This is a genomic window from Rhizobium sp. Root482 (assembly GCF_001426565.1).
In the GTDB taxonomy this organism is placed as follows: Bacteria; Pseudomonadota; Alphaproteobacteria; order Rhizobiales; family Rhizobiaceae; genus Pararhizobium.
This window is the reverse complement of the sequence record NZ_LMFA01000024.1, coordinates 285,922-303,276: the sequence shown is the minus strand read 5'-3', so window position 1 is coordinate 303,276 and position 17,355 is coordinate 285,922. Positions and strand designations below refer to the sequence as shown.

Below are 17,355 nucleotides of genomic sequence, written 5' to 3'. Positions count from 1 at the left end.
CTATTCGATGGCCACGGTGCCATGCGCCTTTGCCATCGCCCTCTGCAGGTCGCCGATTGCCGAAGCGGAGGGAAGAACATCGCCCTCCAGTTCCTTCGGCATCTTCCAGCCCGGATCGATCCCCTGCATGTTCGGCAGTTCGTGCGCGATGCCCTTGTGGCAATCGACACAGGTCGCCTTGCCCGCAAGAAGATAGCGCGTATGGATTTCCGCGGCGCGCTGCGTCTGCTTGGTAAGGTCCATGGCGACCGACGAATGGCAGTTGCGGCATTCCAGGCTGTCATTGGCCTTCAGGCGGGCCCATTCGCGCTGGGCAAGAGCAAGCCGATGGTCGAGGAATTTCTTGCGCGTATTGATCGTGCCGAAAATCTTGCCCCAAACTTCCTTGGAGGCCTGCATCTTGCGCGCGATCTTGTCCGTCCAGTCATGGGGAACATGGCAATCGGGACAGGAAGCCCGGACGCCGGACCGGTTGGAGAAATGCACGGTGCGGGTCAGCTCCTCATAGACATTGGTCTCCATCTCGTGACAGGAGATGCAGAAGGTCTCGGTATTGGTCAGTTCCAGCGCCGTATTGAAGGCGCCCCAGAACAGGACGCCGCCGACGAAACCGCCGAGCGTCAGGAAGGCGAGACTGAGCGTTGCGGCCGGCGTCGTGAGGACGCGCCAGACCCAGGCAAGAATGCGTTTCAACCAAGCCATGTCAGTCGCTCCCCAGCGGCTTGACGCCCAATTCGCTCATGTCCTTGAAGCTGTTCCCGACCAGCGGCCGCACATCGGCCTGCGGGACGTGACATGCGGTACAGAAATAACGGCGGGGCGACACATCCGCGAGCATCTGGCCCTCGCGGTCCATATAGTGGGTAACGCTGATCATCGGCGCGCCGGAATCCTGGGTGAATTCCCGCTTGTGGCAGGAGAGACACCGATTGGTGTTGACCGAGAGCTGGTAGCCCTCGATCGAATGCGGGATGGTGGGCGGCTGGTCGGGATAGGCCCGCATCTTGCGGACATCGTCGACGACCCATTTCGGCATGGGCTCGGCGGCGATCTGGTCCATCTGCTGCGGCGGACCGGACAGCTCGGGAACCATCTGCGCGAGCGCCGCCGTTCCCGCCGTCAGCGAGAAGACGATCATCACCAGGGCGACATGGCGTCGGGCGATCAGGCGACGGAAAGGATTTTGACTGCGCATTTTTTGAAATCCGTCTGTTTGGAGATGGGATCCGTGGCGTCGAGGGTCACCTTGTTGATCAGCTGGCTCGCATCGAACCAGGGAACGAAGATCACCCCTGGCGGCATCCGGTTGCGGCCACGTGTCTCGACGCGCGAACGGATTTCGCCGCGCCGCGAGACAATGCGGATTTCCGCGCCCTGGTTGAGCCCGCGCTTGCGCGCATCGTCGGCATTCATGAAACAGCGCGCGCCCGGAAACGCCTTGTAGAGTTCGGGGACGCGCATGGTCATCGAACCGGAATGCCAGTGTTCGAGCACGCGGCCCGTGACCAGCCAGACATCATATTCATCGTCCGGCGATTCGGCGGGCGGCTCGTAGGGGACGGCAAGGATCACCGCCCTGCCATCCGGCCTTCCGTAGAATTTCACCCCCTCGCCCGGCTTCACATAGGGGTCCAGCCCTTCGCGGTAGCGCCATTTGGTTTCCTTGCCGTCCACCACCGGCCAGCGCAGGCCACGCTCCTCGTGATAACGGTCATAGGGCGCAAGGTCGTGGCCGTGACCCCGCCCGAAGGCGGCATATTCTTCGAACAGGCCCTTCTGCAGGTAGAATCCGAAGGCCTCCGCCTCCCGGTTGGCATAGTCGTCCTTGACCTCGGCAAGCGGGAACTGGTCCACTTGGCCATTCCGGTAGAGGACGTCGAACAGGGTCTTACCGCGATATTCGGGATGGCTGTCGAGCATTTCCGCGGGCCAGACCTCGTCGGTCGTGAAGCGCTTGGAAAACTCGACCAGCTGCCAGAGATCCGAGCGCGCTTCGCCGGGCGCGTCGACAAGCTGGTGCCAGACATGGGTGCGCCGCTCGGCATTGCCATAGGCGCCTTCCTTTTCCACCCACATGGCGGCTGGAAGAATGAGGTCGGCACTCATCGCGGTGATCGTTGGATAGGCATCCGACACGACGATGAAATTCTCGGGGTTGCGGTAGCCCTGATAGGTTTCGTTGCTGGTATTGGGTGCCGCCTGGACATTGTTGTTGACCTGCACCCAGTAGAAGCTGAGCTTGCCGTCCTTGAGCATGCGGTCCTGCTGGACGGCGTGATAGCCCGGCTTTTCCGGAATGATGCCATGAGGAATGCGCCAGATTTCCTCGGCATGCTTGCGATGCTCGGGATTGGTGACGGTCATGTCCGCCGGCAGCCGATGGGCGAAGGTGCCGACCTCGCGGGCGGTGCCGCAGGCCGATGGCTGGCCCGTCAGCGAGAAGGGGCTGTTGCCTGGCTCGGAGATTTTCCCGGTGAGGAGATGGATGTTGTAGACCATCTGGTTGGCCCAGACGCCGCGCACATGCTGGTTGAAGCCCATGGTCCAGAGCGACATGACCTTGCGGTTCGGGTCGGCATAGAGTTCTGCCAATTCCTCGAGGAAGCCGGCCTCCACGCCGGTCAGCTCGGCGGTCTTTTCAAGCGTATACTCGGAGACGAAGGCCTTGAAGGTTTCGAAGTCGATCGGCTCGGACTTGCCCGGATCGCTGGCATTGGCCGCCTTCATCTCGATCGGATCGTCGGGGCGCAGGCCATAACCGATGTCGGTCACGCCGCGCATGAAGGTCGTGTGCTTGCTGACGAAATCCTCGTTGACCCGACCGGTGGAGATGATGTGATGGGCGATATAATTCAGGATCGCCAGATCGGTGCCGGGCTTGAAGATGATCGGAACATCGGCGAGATCCATGCTGCGATGGGTGAAGGTGGACAACACCGCGACCTTCACATGTTCATGACCGAGTCGGCGGTCCGCAAGCCGTGTCCACAGGATCGGATGCATCTCGGCCATGTTCGAGCCCCATAGCACGAAGGCATCGGCATGTTCGAAATCGTCGTAGCAGCCCATCGGCTCGTCCATGCCGAAGGTCCGCATGAAGGCGTAGGCCGCCGATGCCATGCAGTGGCGGGCATTGGGGTCGAGATTGTTTGAGCGGAAGCCGGCGCGCATCAGCTTGGTCGCCGCATAACCCTCGAAGATCGTCCATTGGCCCGAGCCGAACATGCCGACCGCGGTCGGGCCCTTTTCCTTCAGGACCTTCTTGCACTGCGCCGCCATGACATCGAAGGCCTCGTCCCAGCTGACCGGTTCGAACTCGCCATCCTTGGCATAGGCGCCGTCGCGTTTGCGCAGCAGCGGCGTGGTCAGGCGGTCGGTGCCGTACATGATCTTGGACAGGAAATAGCCCTTGATGCAATTGAGGCCGCGATTGACCTCGGCCTGCATGTCGCCATGGGTGGCGACGACCTGGCCTTCCTTGACGCCGACCATGACGCCGCATCCGGTTCCGCAGAAACGACAGGGCGCCTTCGACCATTTGATCTCCAGCGATGCCACGCCGCCCGGAACGGGCTGAGCCGCGGCCGGCAGAGCAATGCCGGCGGTGGCTGCAGCGATGCCCGCCGCATGGGCTTTCAGAACGTCACGCCGCGTCAATTCACTTGTCATTACCGATCGTCTCCTCAAGCTCGATATGCTCGAACACCATGTTTGCCGCCACCACGCCGTCGAGCAGGGCCATTTCCGAAAGAGTGCCGCCGAGCGCGCCGGTGCTCCCGCCTTCGATCACCACGACGATTTTGCCGCCTTCGGCGGCATGCACCTCGACGCCGTCCATCAGGGCGAGCCGCGCCTGCACCTGCTCGCGCATTTCGGTGCGCACGACGACGATGGCGCTCGATATATGATAAGGCCGCTTTTCAGCCATGGATCGCTCCCCCTTCGGGATGGGTTATGGCGATCGCGGCAGCCGGGCAGACGGAGATGCACGCTCCGCAGCCATTGCAAAGATCGGGATCGAGGCTCGGGACAAAGGGGCCGCCAAGCCGGGGGCTGAAACGAATGGCGCCGGTCGGACAATTGTCCCTGCAGGACTGGCAATCCGTTCGATGCAGGGCAAGACAGCTTTCCGAGATTGCCATCCTGTGCGGAAAAGCCGTCGCTACCAGCCGGTCGAACACCGGCTCGGGACAGATCTCGGCGCATTTGCCGCAGAAGAGGCATTCGCCGCCCGTGAAATCCACCGTCGGAGTGCCATCCAGGATCGTTATGATGTTCGTCGGACAGGCCGGAACACAGTCCCCGCAGCCGGTGCATGCCTCCAATCCCTGCCGCGATACGCCAGGAGGGCGAATGCGCTGCGGGTCCGGAGCTATCCGACCCCGCAGTATGTTCCGTCTCGACAGGAGCGACGCTTCAGCCATGGCGCCCTCAATGAACCGGCGGGCCGGGAGGGCCATAGATGATCTGGAACATCCAGATGAGAAAACCGAAGCCGCCGACGATACCCACCGCGACAATCGGCCAAATGCCGAAGGCGAGAATGGCGAAGGTCATCAGTTCCCGCCGACGCAGCTTGGCGCGGCTGGGCAGTTCCGGTGTGTCTTGCGTTTGCACGTTCTGCATGCCGCGCACGCCCCTCTTCGCCGGTGCTTCGTCTCACTGTGCGATGCTAGCAAAACCTGCGAACAATAAAACTGGTATTTTCAAATCAGATATAAAATTCAAGTATAAGCCGAAAAAATCGTAAAGGACGGCGCTAAAGCCGCATTAATTGATTTTCATCAATTTTACTTATACCGGAATTCCTTGTTTAGAGAAGCCTGACCCAAGAAACTCCAGTCGCGTTATTAATAGGGCCGGATCCCTATGCGGCGTGGCCGGATGCGGACAGAGCCGATCCGGCCAGGATTTCGCATGCCTAAATCTTGCGGCGCACCCGGCCCAGCATTAACCCGTACTCGCAGACGAACAGGCCGAATGCGCCCATCCACAATGCACCTGACAGCGCATAGATCGTCGGGGCAAGTCCCGGCAGGAAGCCGGCGGCGGGACGCGCAAGCGCGCACAGCACGATGGCGACATAGGAAGCAGTCGTCATTCCCGAAGCGGTCAGCACCCGGCCCGTATGGCCGCGCGTGGCGCGGGTCATCACCGCGATCATCATCGAGGCGACCGTGCCGATCGTCAGCACGTGCAGGGCGGAGACGGGATCGACAAGCTCCATGGCCGAAAGGCCGATGGCAAGAAAGCCGAGCGGCACGAACAGATAGGCGATGTGCAGGATCGCCACCAGCATTTCGGCAAAGGTCGTCCATCCACGCCAGCGCCAGAGACGCACGACATGGAGCATGGCGGCCGTCATCCCGCCGACGGCGGTGAAACGGCTGTCCGGCACGACCACCCACAGACCGAGGGCCAGTACGCCAAGGGCGATCGCCACCGTATCGAAACGGTTGAAGGGCACGGGGAAATCGGTCCGCTTGCGACCGTTGATCCAGTTGCGGGTAAAGCTCGGGATGATCCGCCCGCCAATCACCATGATCAGCCCGACATAGGCTGAAATCGCCAGCCTGTAGGCCATGTCCGGATGTTCGCCGACAATGACCTCGTAGTGAAAGAATATATTCGCGATCGACAGCGCCAGCAGCCCGGTGATGACCTTGAGGTCCTTCCATTTCCGCCCTGCGACAACTTCGCGCACGCAGATGAACAGCAGCGCCGGCAGAAACAGCGCATCGACGGCCACCGCCGCAACGACCCCCATGCTGTCCGACAGGAGAAAGGCCAGCCGGCCGACAAGCCAGAGCAGAAACAGGAAGAACAGCGGCCAGCCCGAAACCGGAAGCCGACCGGTCCAGTTCGGAACCGCCGTCAAAAGGAAACCGGCCAGGATTGCCGAGGAATAGCCGAACAGCATTTCATGCGCGTGCCAGTGATAGGCGCCATATTGCTCGGCAAACCCCATCGCGCCGGTGATGGTGGCGATCCACAGGGCCATCGCGACCACCGCCCAGAGAGCGCCGCCGAGAAAGAACGGGCGGAAACCGTAGGAAAACAGAACAGGGCCTGTTCTTGCGAGACCTCTGGGTATGCCGTGTGGCTTGTCTCCAGTGTTCGATGTGATCGTCATGTCAATACTCCTGTATCCAGCCCATATGTCTAAAGAAACATCGCGTCCTCTTCTTTGACATCACGCAAGGAAACTCCGGAAATCTTTGTGCCGGAGCAAAGATCGCGGGGCGGTCTGGAGTAGATTCCAGATCAACAGAACGGAGAGACCTCCGCTCTTGCCCAAGGAGAAAACCGATGACCGAACATATCCAGATGACCCGTCGCTCGATGCTGGCCGGCGCGGCTTTCGTCAGCGCCATGGCGCCCTTTGTTACGGCGCGCTTCGCGCAGGCCGAAGAAGCGCCTGCCGTCATGAACCCGACCGACCTGTCGGCCTTGCCGCGCACCAAGGTCGAACTGGTCAGGCCTCCCTTCGTGCATGCTCATACGCAGAAGGCCGTCGGCGGCCCCAAGGTGGTCGAATTCACGATGACCATCGAGGAAAAGAAGATCATCGTCGACGATCAAGGCACCGAAGTCCATGCCATGACCTTCAACGGCTCGGTGCCGGGCCCGATGATGGTCGTCCACCAGGGCGACTATGTCGAACTGACGCTGATCAATCCGGAGACCAATACGCTCCAGCACAATATCGACTTCCATTCGGCCACGGGTGCGCTCGGCGGCGGTGCCCTAACGGTCGTCAACCCCGGTGAGAAGACCATCCTTCGCTTCAAGGCAACCAAGGCCGGCGTCTTCGTCTACCATTGCGCACCTCCCGGAATGGTGCCCTGGCACGTCACTTCGGGCATGAACGGCGCCATGATGGTCCTGCCGCGCGAGGGCCTGAGCGACGGCCAGGGGAACGCCCTGACCTATGACCGCGTCTACTATGTCGGCGAGCAGGATTTCTACGTGCCGAAGGACGAGACAGGGACGTACAAGAAATATGAAAGCGTCGGCGACGCCTATGCGGATACGTTGGAAGTCATGCGCACGCTGACACCCAGCCATATCGTCTTCAACGGTGCCGTCGGTGCGCTCACAGGCGAGAATGCGCTCAAGGCCGCGGTGGGCGAAAAGGTGCTGATCGTCCACTCGCAGGCAAACCGCGACACCCGGCCGCATCTCATCGGCGGCCATGGCGACTTCGTCTGGGCAACCGGCAAGTTCAACAACATGCCGGACCGCGACCAGGAGACCTGGTTCATCCCGGGCGGAACCGCCGGTGCCGCTTTCTACACCTTCGAGCAGCCGGGCATCTATGCCTATGTGAACCACAACCTGATCGAAGCCTTCGAGCTTGGCGCCGCCGCCCACTTCACCGTCACCGGTGACTGGAACGACGACCTGATGACCTCGATCCTCGCACCGAGCGGCGTCTGACCGCCACCGAACCGACACGGGCCTGCACCGCAGGCCCGTGTCTTCGGCATAATCCGGCACTCATGCCGGGGATCGCCTTTTGGGGGGCGACAATGTCAACACTTCAAGCACGTCCTGCCCTTCCTTTCATCCAGACCCTCATTCCAGCCCTTGTTCTCGCGGGCCTGTCCGGCGCGGTCGTCCATCAGGCGGGTTTTCTCGCCGGGCCGCCCGCAGAGGCGGCGCTCTACGCGCCGCAGACCGTGACGATCGAGCCGCGCCAATTCTCCTATCGCGCCGATGGCGAATATCTGCGCGGCAGCCATGTCATCGACGCGCCGATGGCGACGGTGGATGAAAGTCGTCCGCTGACCATCATGAAATACCAGGTCGCGCACAGCGATTACGACCATTGCGTAGCGGACGGCGCCTGCAAGGCTGCGGAAGGTGTACATCAAATCCGGGAAAACATGCCCGTCACCGGCGTCAGTTATGACGACGCACAGGCCTATGCCGCATGGCTTTCGCGCAAGACCGGGGAAACATGGTCGCTGCCGACGGACGAGCAACTGGCCTTCGCGGCCGGGACGGGCTTTCCCGACGATGCCTTCGGTCTCGATCCGGACAGCAGGAATCCCGCGCTCCGCTGGCTTGCCGACTACAAGCGCGAAGCTGCGGAGCGCTCGAAGCGTGATCCCGTTCCCCGCATTCGCGGCAGTTTTGGCGAAAACGAATTCGGGCTGGCCGATTTCGGCGGCAATATCTGGGAATGGACCGATACATGCCATCGTCGCGTCCAACTCGATGGCGAGGGCACGGTGCTGCGCGACGAGCCGTCCTGTGGGGTTTATGTGACGGTGGGAAACCATCGCTCGCCCATGACATCCTTCGTGCGTGATCCGAAGGGCGGTGGCTGCGCGGTGGGAACGCCTCCCGACAATCTCGGTTTCAGGCTGGTCAAATCCACCCGGTGGTACGCGCCGCTAATCAGCAGGTTGCGAGACAGGCACTTTCCCGTCTGAGAAGGTCTTTCCTGCAAAGGCCGGGCGCGACAAATCGCCATCGTAACTTCCACTGATCCGCGCCGTCATGCTAGAACCGCGCCGACGCAGATGGAGTGACGCCGGTGAAAATAGACAAGAGCTTGGTCAGGTCCTTTGCGCTGTTCGACAGGATGAGCGACGACGAGCTCGACAAGCTGCTGAACCACTCCACGGCGCGGCGGGTGCTCCCGGGAGATGCCGTGTTCGAGCAGGGCGGCGCGGCAACGCATTTCTTTCTGCTCCTGCACGGACGACTGAAAGTGACGCAGGTGACCCAGGACGGGCAGCAGATCATCGTGCGCGTCGTCCATCCGGGCGACCTGTTCGGCTTTGCCAAGGCGCTGCAGCGTACCGATTATCCCGGGACCGCGCTTGCGGTCGCCGAAAGCATCGCGATCTGCTGGCCGACCGAACTCTGGCCCCAGTTCGTCGACAAGAACCCGCATCTCGCCGTGACCGCGATGCAGACCATCGGCCAGCGGCTGGAGGAAGCCCATACGCGCATTCGCGAAATGTCGACGCAGGAGGTGGAGCGCCGCGTCGCCCACGCCGTCCTGCGGCTCGCCGGCCAGGCGGGAAAGAAGGAAGGCGCCGGCGTGCGGATCGATTTCCCGATATCGCGCCAGGACATTGCCGAAATGACCGGCACGACGCTTCATACCGTTTCGAGGATTCTCAGCGCCTGGGAGGCGAAGGGACTGGTGGAGGGCGGCCGCCAGAAACTCCTCGTCAGCGATGTCGAGGGGCTGACGGCCCTGGCCGACCACATCAAGGACTGATGATCGCAACGATCCGCGCGTCTTCGGCTGGAAATTTGCGTTATGTCAAAGATCGATTCGCCGATCCGGCTATTTTAACCCTCGTGAAGCCGATCGGGCTTCTGATTCAGGAGTAAGACATTGAGCAAGTTCCTTAAGACTCTGGTTGGCGCCGCCTTCCTGACCGCGGCCTTCGGTTCCATGGCCGCTGCCGCCGACTTCGAGGTTCACATGATGAACAAGGGCGCGAGCGGCGCCATGGTCTTCGAGCCGGCCTTCGTCAAGGTTGCGCAGGGCGATACCGTCACCTTCATCGCAACGGACAAGTCCCATAACGCCGAAACCATCAAAGGCCTCATCCCCGAGGGCGCGACCGCCTTCAAGGGCAAGATGAACGAGACCATCAAGGTGACCTTCGACGTTGCGGGCGCCTATGCGATCAAATGCGCGCCGCATGTCGGCATGGGCATGGTCGGCCTTGTCGTCGTCGGAGACGCACCGGCCAATCTCGACGCGGTCAAGACCGCCAAGCTGCCGAAGAAGGCCCGCGAACGTCTCGACGCGGAGATCGCCGCCGCCGGTCTCTGAGACCACCGCTTCCGTTCCTCGATTGCCCGGCCCGCCGGGCAATCCGAACTGCAGGTCGGAGCGGCGCTTGCCCACGGGCGCGGCAGAGAGCCGCACCTGCCGATCCCAAAATGACATCTGCTCCTGTCGCGATGTCACGCTTGCCGTATTGCCGATGCGACCATCGCCTTCCGAGGGATTGAAATTCCTCTGAAGGGGTGCAACCATCACATGCGCGGCGCAGTGCAAGACGCAGAAATTCAGGGTGGACAATGACCGAGGGCCATGAATTCCGGCAATGTGAGCGCCTCGATCCGCGCCACTCCCGCACGGACCGGGACAAGACCCTCCTTCGCCGCACGCACGGTGCACTTCCCGTTCCTTCCCGAGTGACCGGCCCGCACCTGTGGCTCAAATCGCGCTTTGCCAGGTGCGACGCAATGCGCGTTGACGACAGACTGCGGACTATCGGAAGAGGAGGCGCGTCGAACGTGTATCGACGGGCGGATACAATGAAATTTGCCGATGAAGCCGTTTGGCGGATGATCAGCCAGCATCGTGAAACGGAAGCAGCACAGGAGAGCGGGAAATGGTCAAGCAACTAACCTCCGGGGAACGACAATTTGCAGCCGTCATTCTCGTCGTCCTTGCCGTCCTCGGCATCGCCATGGCGGCGGCCGGCCGCGCCGATCCGCTTGGCGTCCATGGATTGATCGTGCTGCTCTATAGCGGCGCGCTTCTCTATGTCGTGCTTTCTTCCTTCTACGAACGGGAGCCCGATCTCAGCCTGAGGACACGCTACTACGACGACCCGATCAAGGTGGGCATCGCGCTCACCATGGCCTGGGCGGTCTTCGGCATGTTCATCGGCGTCTGGGTCGCGGCACAGCTCGCCTGGCCCAACCTCGCCTTCGACGCCGCCTGGTCCAGTTTCGGCCGCCTGCGTCCCGCCCATACGACCGGGGTGATCTTCGGCTTCGGCGGCAATGCGCTCATCGCCACCTCCTTCCACGTCGTGCAGAGGACATCGCGGGCGCGGCTCGCCGGCCAGATCAGCCCCTGGTTCGTGCTGTTCGGCTTCAATCTCTTCTGCATCCTTGCCGTGACCGGCTATTTCATGGGGCTGACCCAGTCCAAGGAATATGCCGAGCCGGAATGGTATGCCGATCTCTGGCTGGTCGTCGTCTGGGTCGTTTATTTCATTCTTTATATCCGCACGCTGGCGCGCCGCCGCGAGCCGCATATCTATGTCGCCAACTGGTATTACCTGGCGTTCATCCTGGTCGTTGCGATGCTCCATATCGTCAACAATATCGCCGTTCCGGTATCGCTTGGACATGCCAAGAGCTATACCGTCTGGGCGGGCGTGCAGGATGCCATGGTGCAATGGTGGTACGGGCATAATGCGGTGGCCTTCTTCCTCACCGCCGGCTTCCTGGCCATGCTCTATTACTATCTGCCGATCCGTGCCGGCCGGCCGATCTTCTCCTACCGGCTGTCGATCCTCAGCTTCTGGGGCATCACCTTCTTCTATATGTGGGCAGGCTCCCACCACCTCCACTACACGGCCCTGCCGCACTGGGTGCAGAATCTCGGCATGACCTTTTCGATCATGCTTCTGGTTCCCTCCTGGGCATCGGCCGGCAATGCGCTGCTGACGCTCAACGGCGCCTGGCACAAGGTGCGCGACGATGCGACCCTGCGCTTCATCATGGTGGCAGTGATCTTCTACGGCCTGTCGACCTTCGAAGGCTCCTTCATGGCGATCCGCCCGGTCAACTCCCTGTCCCATTATACGGACTGGACCGTCGGACATGTTCATGCCGGCGCGCTCGGCTGGGTCGCGATGATCACCTTCGGTTCGCTCTACACACTGGTTCCCACGCTCTGGAAGCGGGAGCGGATGTATTCCGCGATGCTGGTGGAGGTGCATTTCTGGCTCGCCCTTGCCGGCACCCTCATCTACGTCTTCGCGATGTGGAATTCCGGGATCATCCAGGGCCTGATGTGGCGGACCTATACCCAGGAAGACACGCTGGCCTATTCCTTCCTCGATTCCCTGGTCGCGATGTATCCCTATTACATCGCCCGTGCCTTCGGCGGGCTGCTGTTCTTGCTCGGCGCGATCGTGGCCAGCTACAATATCTGGATGACCGTTCGCTACAGCCCGGAAGCGCTGACGGACCGGGCTCCGGCAGGCCCGGACCAGGGTCCACTTCCCGAAAACGTGACGGCACCGGCGGAGTAAAGACATGCGTGAACTGTTTCACCGGAAACTCGAAAGAACCTCGATCGGCTTTGCCATCGCGATCATTGCGGCGGCGAGCGTCGGCGGCATCGTCGAAATCGCCCCCCTCTTCACGATCGACGAAACCGTCGAGACCGTGGATGACATGCGCCTCTATACGCCGCTGGAGCTGGCCGGACGGGATATCTATGTCCGCGAGGGCTGTTATGCCTGCCACAGCCAGATGATCCGCACGCTGCGCGACGAAGTCGAGCGCTACGGACCCTATTCGCTGGCGGTCGAATCGAAATACGACCATCCTATGCTCTGGGGGTCGAAACGGACCGGTCCGGATCTTGCGCGCGTCGGCGGCAAATATTCCGATTTCTGGCATGTGGCGCATCTGACCAATCCGCGCGACGTCGTGCCGGAATCGAACATGCCGGCCTATCGCTGGCTGGCGCGCAACACGCTGAAAATGGACGATCTCGGCCTTCATCTTGCCGCACAGCGCGCCGTCGGCGTTCCCTATACGGACGAGATGATCGAGAATGCTTCCCGCGACGCCTTCGGGCAGGCTTCTCCCGATACCGAGTTCGCCGCCGGGGTGACGGAACGCTATGGCGAGGAAACCCAGGTCAGCGCCTTTGACGGCGTCACCACGCGGGTGACCGAGATGGATGCCCTGGTCGCCTATCTGCAGGTGCTCGGGCGCCTGACAAAGGCGCCCTATCAGAACACCGCCGCGCCCGAACAGGCGCCCGATCCGAACAACTGAGGAGATCAGAAATGGACGTCGACCATGATACCCTCGTTTCGGTCTCGAAGAGCTGGGGGCTGTTTTATCTCATCGCCTTCTCGATCGGCGTGCTGATCTACACCTTTTGGCCGTCCAACCGAAAGCGGTTCGACAAGGCCAAGAAGAACATTCTGCGGGACGAGGACGACAAGCCATGGAAATAGAGGAAATCGACCCCGTCACCGGCCGCAAGACCACCGGTCACGAATGGAACGGCATCAAGGAACTGGACACGCCGGTTCCGCGCGGCGTGCTGATGTTTCTTGTCGCCACCCATCTGTTCGCCCTTCTGTGGTGGATATTGCTGCCGACATGGCCGCTCGGTTCCACCTATACCAAGGGCCTGCTCGACATCGACCAGCGCAAGACCGTCGAGGAAAAGATGGTCGCGGCGACGGCCGCCCGGTCCGACTGGATGACGGCGATCGAAACCAAGTCCTTCGACGAGATCAGCGCCGACGAGCAGCTCATGAAGACCGTTCGCGAGACCGGTCATCAGCTCTTTGGCGACAATTGCGCCGCCTGTCACGGTTCCGACGGCAAGGGCCGCAGCAATTATCCCGATCTGACCGACCAGGACTGGCTGTGGGGCGGCGGGCCGGAAAAGATCGCCGAGACGCTGACGGTCGGAATCAATTCGCGGCACAGCGAAAGCCGGATCGCCCAGATGCCGTCCTTCGGGCGCGACGAGATGCTCGACCGGACGCAGGTCCGCCAGGTCGCCACCTATGTCCATTCGCTGACCAATCCCGAGACTTCCACGCCCGATAATGTCGAGTTGGTCAAGGCCGGGCAGGAGGTATTCCTGACCACATGCGCGGCCTGCCACGGCGAGGATGCCAAGGGCAACCAGGAGGTCGGCGCGCCGAACCTCACGGACAATTACTGGGTCTATGGCGGCGACCTGCAAACCATCATCGCCTCGATCCATGGCGGCCGCCAGGGTCACATGCCGACATGGGACGAGCGCCTGTCCAAGGCGGACATCAAGATACTCGCCCTCTATGTCGATTCGCTCGGCCGGGAGAACCCGTGATGGAAGCCGGCGCCAGGGCATTTCGCGGAGCGCGCCTGTCCATCTGGGCGCTGGTGCTGGGCGCGGTGCTGGTCTTCATCGTGGCCAACGCCCATCTTGTCTATGTGTCCTTCACCAGCGACCCCGGCTGCGTCGCCCACATGAAGGATCCAGGCGCCCAACCCGGCCAGTTCCGGGCGGCGAAGTCGTCCTGTTGATCAGAATATCGAGGCTCGGAGAACGGAAATGATCGGTTTCAGAAAGTCATACGGCCTGTTGAGCGAAACCTCCACGATCGAGGAAACGCGGAACCCGGCATGGCAGCGCCATCTCCCCGCGCGAGCCCCCCTCGACTGGCTTTCCAGCGGGTGGCGCGACCTCTGGCAACAGCCGATGCTCAGCCTCGTCTATGGCGTCCTGATCTTCGCCCTTTCGGTCCTTTGCGTCTGGATCATGGTCGCGGTCGGCTGGGATTATTTCCTGTTTCCGGCGATTTCCGGCTTCATGATCGTCGCGCCGGTCCTTGCTACCGGACTTTACGCCAAGAGCCGGGCACTCGAGGCTGGACAATCGCTCGATACGCGCTCGATCCTGCTCGCCCGGCCGCTTGCCGGCGCGCAGATCTTCTTCACCGGCCTTCTTCTCTGCCTGCTGCTGCTGGTCTGGATGCGGGCGGCCGTGCTGGTCTATGCCTTGTTCTTCGGTATCCGCCCCTTTCCCGGTATCGATCATATCGCCGAAATCCTGTTCACCACGCCCATCGGCTGGGCAATGCTTGTCGTCGGCGGTTTCGTCGGCGCGCTGTTTGCCGGCTTTGCCTTTGCCATCAGCGTCTTTTCCATCCCCATGCTGCTCGACAGGCGCGTCGATGCCTTCACGGCCATGGGATCGAGCATCGCGCTGGTCTGGAACAATCTTCCCGTCATGCTGGCCTGGGGCGCGATCGTGCTCGGCCTTTTCCTGATCTGCGTCGCGACGGGCTTCATCGGCCTGATCGTGATCTTCCCGCTCCTGGGACACGCCACCTGGCATGCCTACGGAGCAATGCGCTGAGGAAAGCCGATGTCCTGCTGCGAACCGGCCAATGCGCGGTCCTTCCTGGAAAATGCCAGTGAGGTCTCCGGCCTGCGCGAGGAGATAAGGCTGACCAGCCGCGACCTCGGGGACGGGTTGCGCCAGACCGTGCTATCCGTTCCCGATATCCATTGCGGCGCCTGTATCGCCTCCGTCGAACGGGCATTGAAGAAAGTTGAAGGCGTCGAATCCGCCCGCGTCAACCTCTCGACCAAGCGCGTGACGGTGAACTGGCGCGACAGTGACGGGCCGGCGCCCGACCTGATCGCCGAACTGGCCGGGGCGGGGCACGCCTCGCATCTGTTCGCGGCCGCACAGGAGAGCCGCGACCCGGCTTTGACCGGCCTGATCAAGGCGCTGGCGGTGGCCGGCTTCTGCTCCATGAACATCATGATGCTGTCGTTGTCGGTCTGGTCGGGCGCAGATGAACAAGCCCGCTACGCCTTCCATCTCGTTTCCGCCGCCCTTGCCCTCCCGGCCATCCTCTATTCGGGACGCATCTTCTATGCCTCCGCCTGGTCGGCCCTGCGCCATGGCCGCTCCAACATGGATGTTCCGATCAGCATCGGCGTGCTGCTTGCCTTCGCCTTGAGCGTCTACGACACATTCCAGAACGCTCCGCATGCCTATTTCGACGCGAGCACCTCGCTCCTGTTCTTCCTCCTGATCGGACGGACGCTCGATCACCTCATGCGCCAGCGGGCGCGCTCGGCGGTTTCGGCGCTGGCCAGGCTTTCGCCGAGCGGCGCGACCGTGATCGCCGACAATGGTGCAAAGGATTATATCGCACTCAGTGACATCCGGCCTGGCATGCGGATGATCGTCGCAGCCGGCGAGCGGGTGCCGGTGGATGGTATCGTCAGCGACGGCCGCTCGGAACTCGACTGCGCGCTCGTTTCCGGCGAAAGCCAGTGGAAGCCGGCAACTGTGGGCACGCTGGCGCAGGCGGGCGTGATGAACCTCGCCAATCCGCTGGTGCTGACGGCGACCGCCCGTGCCGAAGATTCCTTCCTCGCCGAAATGGTGCGCCTGATGGAAGCGGCGGAGGGCGGACGGGCGCGCTATCGCAGGCTCGCCGACCGCGCCTCCAGCCTCTATTCCCCCGTCGTCCATGCGGTGGCCGCGCTGTCCCTGTTCGGCTGGCTTTATGCGACCGGCGACTGGCATCTGTCGATCACCATCGCCATCGCGGTGCTGATCGTCACCTGCCCCTGCGCGCTCGGGCTTGCCGTGCCGATCGTCCAGGTGGTGGCGGCCCGTCGCCTCTTCGAAAGCGGCATCATGGTCAAGGACGGCTCGGCGCTCGAACGCCTTGCCGAGGCCGACAGCGTGATCTTCGACAAGACCGGAACCCTGACTTCGGGAAAGCCGCGCCTCGTCAACACCGACACAATTCCAGCCGAGGTGCTCGCCATCGCCGTCGCCATGGCCCGCCTGTCCAGGCATCCGGTCTCGAGCGCGATCGCGGCCGGCTATCAGGGCGACGCGGCCGCCCTGCCCGTCTTAGACAGCGTCGAGGAGATCCACGGACTGGGCGTCGAGGCGCGCATGAAGGGCGATGTCTATCGGCTGGGGCGCCCGGCCTGGGCATCGGGCGAAAAGGCGGCCGATCCGGGCGCCGCGTCGATGTCGTCATCCGTCCTTTCGCGAAACGGCGAGGTGCTTGCCACATTCCTCATCACCGACCGGCTGCGCGACGGCGCGCGCGACACCGTGGCGGCGCTGCGGCAACGCGGGCTTGCCATCGAGATCCTGTCCGGCGACGCGCCGGCCGCGGTCTCAGGCGTTGCCGCGGAGGTGGGCATCGATGATTTTGCACCGGACATGCTGCCGGCCGGCAAGGTCGATCATATCCGCGCGCTGCAGGCCTCCGGTCGCAAGGTGCTGATGGTGGGCGATGGCCTGAACGATGCGCCTGCGCTGTCGGCGGCCCATGTCTCGATGGCACCGGCAACCGCCGTCGATATCGGCCGCAATGCCGCCGATTTCGTCTTCCTGCACGACAATCTCCGCGCCGTCGATACCGCCCTCAACATATCGCTGCGCGCCGGCGCCCTGATCCGGCAGAATTTCGTGCTCGCCATCGGTTATAATGTCATCGTCGTACCGGTGGCGATCGCCGGGCATGTCACGCCGCTGCTCGCGGCGATCGCGATGTCCATGTCCTCCGTGCTTGTGGTGGCAAATGCGCTGCGCCTTGGCCGACCGGCCAAGCGCGGGACCGTGCCGGCGCGACCGGCGCCTGCCAGCGGGGAGCCACGATGAGCTATCTTGTCGTTCTCATTCCGATCACCATCCTCATGGGCGCCATCGGCCTTGCCGCCTTCTTCTGGTCGCTGCGCTCCGGCCAGTACGAGGATTTGAACGGCGCCGCCGAACGGGTGCTGATGGACGAAGACAGCGAGTGAGGCACCCAGGCGGCGGGATGGCGATGGCGGCAAAGAAGGAACCAT

At 62.5% G+C, this 17,355-nt stretch carries 19 protein-coding genes; 12 read left to right on the top strand and 7 right to left on the bottom strand.

The annotated features are described in order from the left end of the window. The 7 genes from ASD31_RS21710 to ASD31_RS21680 all read right to left on the bottom strand — a co-directional run bounded on the left by ASD31_RS21710 (position 1) and on the right by ASD31_RS21680 (position 6,133). A complete protein-coding gene (locus tag ASD31_RS21710) occupies positions 1–702 on the bottom strand; it encodes a NapC/NirT family cytochrome c (protein ID WP_056338980.1) in 702 nt (233 codons plus the stop codon). 1 nt (position 703) lies between these two features. After that, positions 704–1,138, bottom strand: coding sequence for a nitrate reductase cytochrome c-type subunit (locus ASD31_RS21705; RefSeq protein WP_156392761.1), 435 nt, complete (start codon positions 1,136–1,138; stop codon positions 704–706). Between the two features lie 26 nt (positions 1,139–1,164). After that, a complete protein-coding gene (gene napA / locus ASD31_RS21700; RefSeq protein ID WP_056338975.1) occupies positions 1,165–3,669 on the bottom strand; it encodes a periplasmic nitrate reductase subunit alpha in 2,505 nt (834 codons plus the stop codon). After that, on the bottom strand, positions 3,659–3,928 hold the full coding sequence (locus tag ASD31_RS21695; RefSeq protein WP_056338972.1) for a chaperone NapD: 270 nt from the start codon (positions 3,926–3,928) through the stop codon (positions 3,659–3,661). The genes napA and ASD31_RS21695 overlap by 11 nt, the downstream gene beginning before the upstream one ends. Further along, complete coding sequence (napF, locus tag ASD31_RS21690) at positions 3,921–4,424, bottom strand: ferredoxin-type protein NapF (protein WP_056339154.1); 504 nt, start codon at positions 4,422–4,424, stop codon at positions 3,921–3,923. The genes ASD31_RS21695 and napF overlap by 8 nt, the downstream gene beginning before the upstream one ends. Before the next feature lie 7 nt (positions 4,425–4,431). Beyond that, positions 4,432–4,626, bottom strand: coding sequence for a periplasmic nitrate reductase, NapE protein (napE, locus tag ASD31_RS21685; RefSeq protein WP_056338970.1), 195 nt, complete (start codon positions 4,624–4,626; stop codon positions 4,432–4,434). A gap of 295 nt (positions 4,627–4,921) precedes the next feature. Beyond that, the gene (locus ASD31_RS21680) at positions 4,922–6,133 is read right to left on the bottom strand and encodes an NnrS family protein (RefSeq protein WP_056338968.1); all 1,212 of its coding nucleotides are present in this window, start codon (positions 6,131–6,133) and stop codon (positions 4,922–4,924) included. Between the two features lie 176 nt (positions 6,134–6,309). Here ASD31_RS21680 and nirK point away from each other — a divergent pair, with 176 nt between their 5' ends. The 12 genes from nirK to ccoS all read left to right on the top strand — a co-directional run bounded on the left by nirK (position 6,310) and on the right by ccoS (position 17,310). Continuing rightward, on the top strand, positions 6,310–7,440 hold the full coding sequence (nirK, locus tag ASD31_RS21675) for a copper-containing nitrite reductase (protein ID WP_056338966.1): 1,131 nt from the start codon (positions 6,310–6,312) through the stop codon (positions 7,438–7,440). 92 nt (positions 7,441–7,532) lie between these two features. Continuing rightward, the gene (locus tag ASD31_RS21670) at positions 7,533–8,441 is read left to right on the top strand and encodes an SUMF1/EgtB/PvdO family nonheme iron enzyme (RefSeq protein WP_056338964.1); all 909 of its coding nucleotides are present in this window, start codon (positions 7,533–7,535) and stop codon (positions 8,439–8,441) included. A 104-nt stretch (positions 8,442–8,545) separates the two neighbouring features. Continuing rightward, a complete protein-coding gene (locus ASD31_RS21665; protein ID WP_056338963.1) occupies positions 8,546–9,241 on the top strand; it encodes a Crp/Fnr family transcriptional regulator in 696 nt (231 codons plus the stop codon). 180 nt (positions 9,242–9,421) lie between these two features. Next, complete coding sequence (locus ASD31_RS21660; RefSeq protein WP_056339153.1) at positions 9,422–9,808, top strand: pseudoazurin; 387 nt, start codon at positions 9,422–9,424, stop codon at positions 9,806–9,808. A gap of 568 nt (positions 9,809–10,376) precedes the next feature. Beyond that, positions 10,377–12,035 carry a cytochrome-c oxidase, cbb3-type subunit I gene (gene ccoN, locus ASD31_RS21655; RefSeq protein WP_056338961.1) on the top strand — a complete coding sequence of 553 codons (1,659 nt, stop codon included), beginning with the start codon at positions 10,377–10,379 and terminating at the stop codon, positions 12,033–12,035. 4 nt (positions 12,036–12,039) lie between these two features. Continuing rightward, entirely contained in the window at positions 12,040–12,792 is a 753-nt protein-coding gene (gene ccoO / locus ASD31_RS21650) for a cytochrome-c oxidase, cbb3-type subunit II (protein ID WP_056338959.1), read from the top strand. An 11-nt stretch (positions 12,793–12,803) separates the two neighbouring features. After that, a complete protein-coding gene (locus ASD31_RS21645) occupies positions 12,804–12,977 on the top strand; it encodes a cbb3-type cytochrome c oxidase subunit 3 (RefSeq protein WP_056338958.1) in 174 nt (57 codons plus the stop codon). Next, on the top strand, positions 12,968–13,849 hold the full coding sequence (gene ccoP, locus ASD31_RS21640) for a cytochrome-c oxidase, cbb3-type subunit III (protein WP_056338956.1): 882 nt from the start codon (positions 12,968–12,970) through the stop codon (positions 13,847–13,849). Before ASD31_RS21645 ends, ccoP begins: the two co-directional genes overlap by 10 nt. Further along, a complete protein-coding gene (locus tag ASD31_RS21635; protein WP_056338953.1) occupies positions 13,849–14,046 on the top strand; it encodes a hypothetical protein in 198 nt (65 codons plus the stop codon). Before ccoP ends, ASD31_RS21635 begins: the two co-directional genes overlap by 1 nt. A 28-nt stretch (positions 14,047–14,074) precedes the next feature. Beyond that, complete coding sequence (locus tag ASD31_RS21630; RefSeq protein WP_056338951.1) at positions 14,075–14,881, top strand: DUF2189 domain-containing protein; 807 nt, start codon at positions 14,075–14,077, stop codon at positions 14,879–14,881. Positions 14,882–14,890: 9 nt separating this feature from the next. Continuing rightward, positions 14,891–17,167, top strand: coding sequence for a heavy metal translocating P-type ATPase (locus tag ASD31_RS21625; protein WP_056338949.1), 2,277 nt, complete (start codon positions 14,891–14,893; stop codon positions 17,165–17,167). Then, complete coding sequence (gene ccoS / locus ASD31_RS25625) at positions 17,164–17,310, top strand: cbb3-type cytochrome oxidase assembly protein CcoS (RefSeq protein ID WP_082520660.1); 147 nt, start codon at positions 17,164–17,166, stop codon at positions 17,308–17,310. Before ASD31_RS21625 ends, ccoS begins: the two co-directional genes overlap by 4 nt. Positions 17,311–17,355: the final 45 nt, after the last annotated feature.

Excerpts from the sequence above, each read along its gene's own strand:
- ASD31_RS21670 (WP_056338964.1), top strand. The coding sequence starts at position 7,533 with ATGTCAACACTTCAAGCACGTCCTGCCCTTCCTTTCATCCAGACCCTC.
- napF (WP_056339154.1), bottom strand. The coding sequence starts at position 4,424 with ATGGCTGAAGCGTCGCTCCTGTCGAGACGGAACATACTGCGGGGTCGG.
- ASD31_RS21630 (WP_056338951.1), top strand. The coding sequence starts at position 14,075 with ATGATCGGTTTCAGAAAGTCATACGGCCTGTTGAGCGAAACCTCCACG.
- ASD31_RS21680 (WP_056338968.1), bottom strand. The coding sequence starts at position 6,133 with ATGACGATCACATCGAACACTGGAGACAAGCCACACGGCATACCCAGA.
- ccoO (WP_056338959.1), top strand. The coding sequence starts at position 12,040 with ATGCGTGAACTGTTTCACCGGAAACTCGAAAGAACCTCGATCGGCTTT.
- ccoN (WP_056338961.1), top strand. The coding sequence starts at position 10,377 with ATGGTCAAGCAACTAACCTCCGGGGAACGACAATTTGCAGCCGTCATT.
- napA (WP_056338975.1), bottom strand. The coding sequence starts at position 3,669 with ATGACAAGTGAATTGACGCGGCGTGACGTTCTGAAAGCCCATGCGGCG.
- napE (WP_056338970.1), bottom strand. The coding sequence starts at position 4,626 with ATGCAGAACGTGCAAACGCAAGACACACCGGAACTGCCCAGCCGCGCC.
- nirK (WP_056338966.1), top strand. The coding sequence starts at position 6,310 with ATGACCGAACATATCCAGATGACCCGTCGCTCGATGCTGGCCGGCGCG.
- ASD31_RS21635 (WP_056338953.1), top strand. The coding sequence starts at position 13,849 with ATGGAAGCCGGCGCCAGGGCATTTCGCGGAGCGCGCCTGTCCATCTGG.
- ASD31_RS21710 (WP_056338980.1), bottom strand. The coding sequence starts at position 702 with ATGGCTTGGTTGAAACGCATTCTTGCCTGGGTCTGGCGCGTCCTCACG.
- ASD31_RS21695 (WP_056338972.1), bottom strand. The coding sequence starts at position 3,928 with ATGGCTGAAAAGCGGCCTTATCATATATCGAGCGCCATCGTCGTCGTG.
- ASD31_RS21645 (WP_056338958.1), top strand. The coding sequence starts at position 12,804 with ATGGACGTCGACCATGATACCCTCGTTTCGGTCTCGAAGAGCTGGGGG.
- ASD31_RS21660 (WP_056339153.1), top strand. The coding sequence starts at position 9,422 with ATGGCCGCTGCCGCCGACTTCGAGGTTCACATGATGAACAAGGGCGCG.
- ASD31_RS21705 (WP_156392761.1), bottom strand. The coding sequence starts at position 1,138 with ATGATCGTCTTCTCGCTGACGGCGGGAACGGCGGCGCTCGCGCAGATG.
- ccoS (WP_082520660.1), top strand. The coding sequence starts at position 17,164 with ATGAGCTATCTTGTCGTTCTCATTCCGATCACCATCCTCATGGGCGCC.
- ccoP (WP_056338956.1), top strand. The coding sequence starts at position 12,968 with ATGGAAATAGAGGAAATCGACCCCGTCACCGGCCGCAAGACCACCGGT.
- ASD31_RS21625 (WP_056338949.1), top strand. The coding sequence starts at position 14,891 with ATGTCCTGCTGCGAACCGGCCAATGCGCGGTCCTTCCTGGAAAATGCC.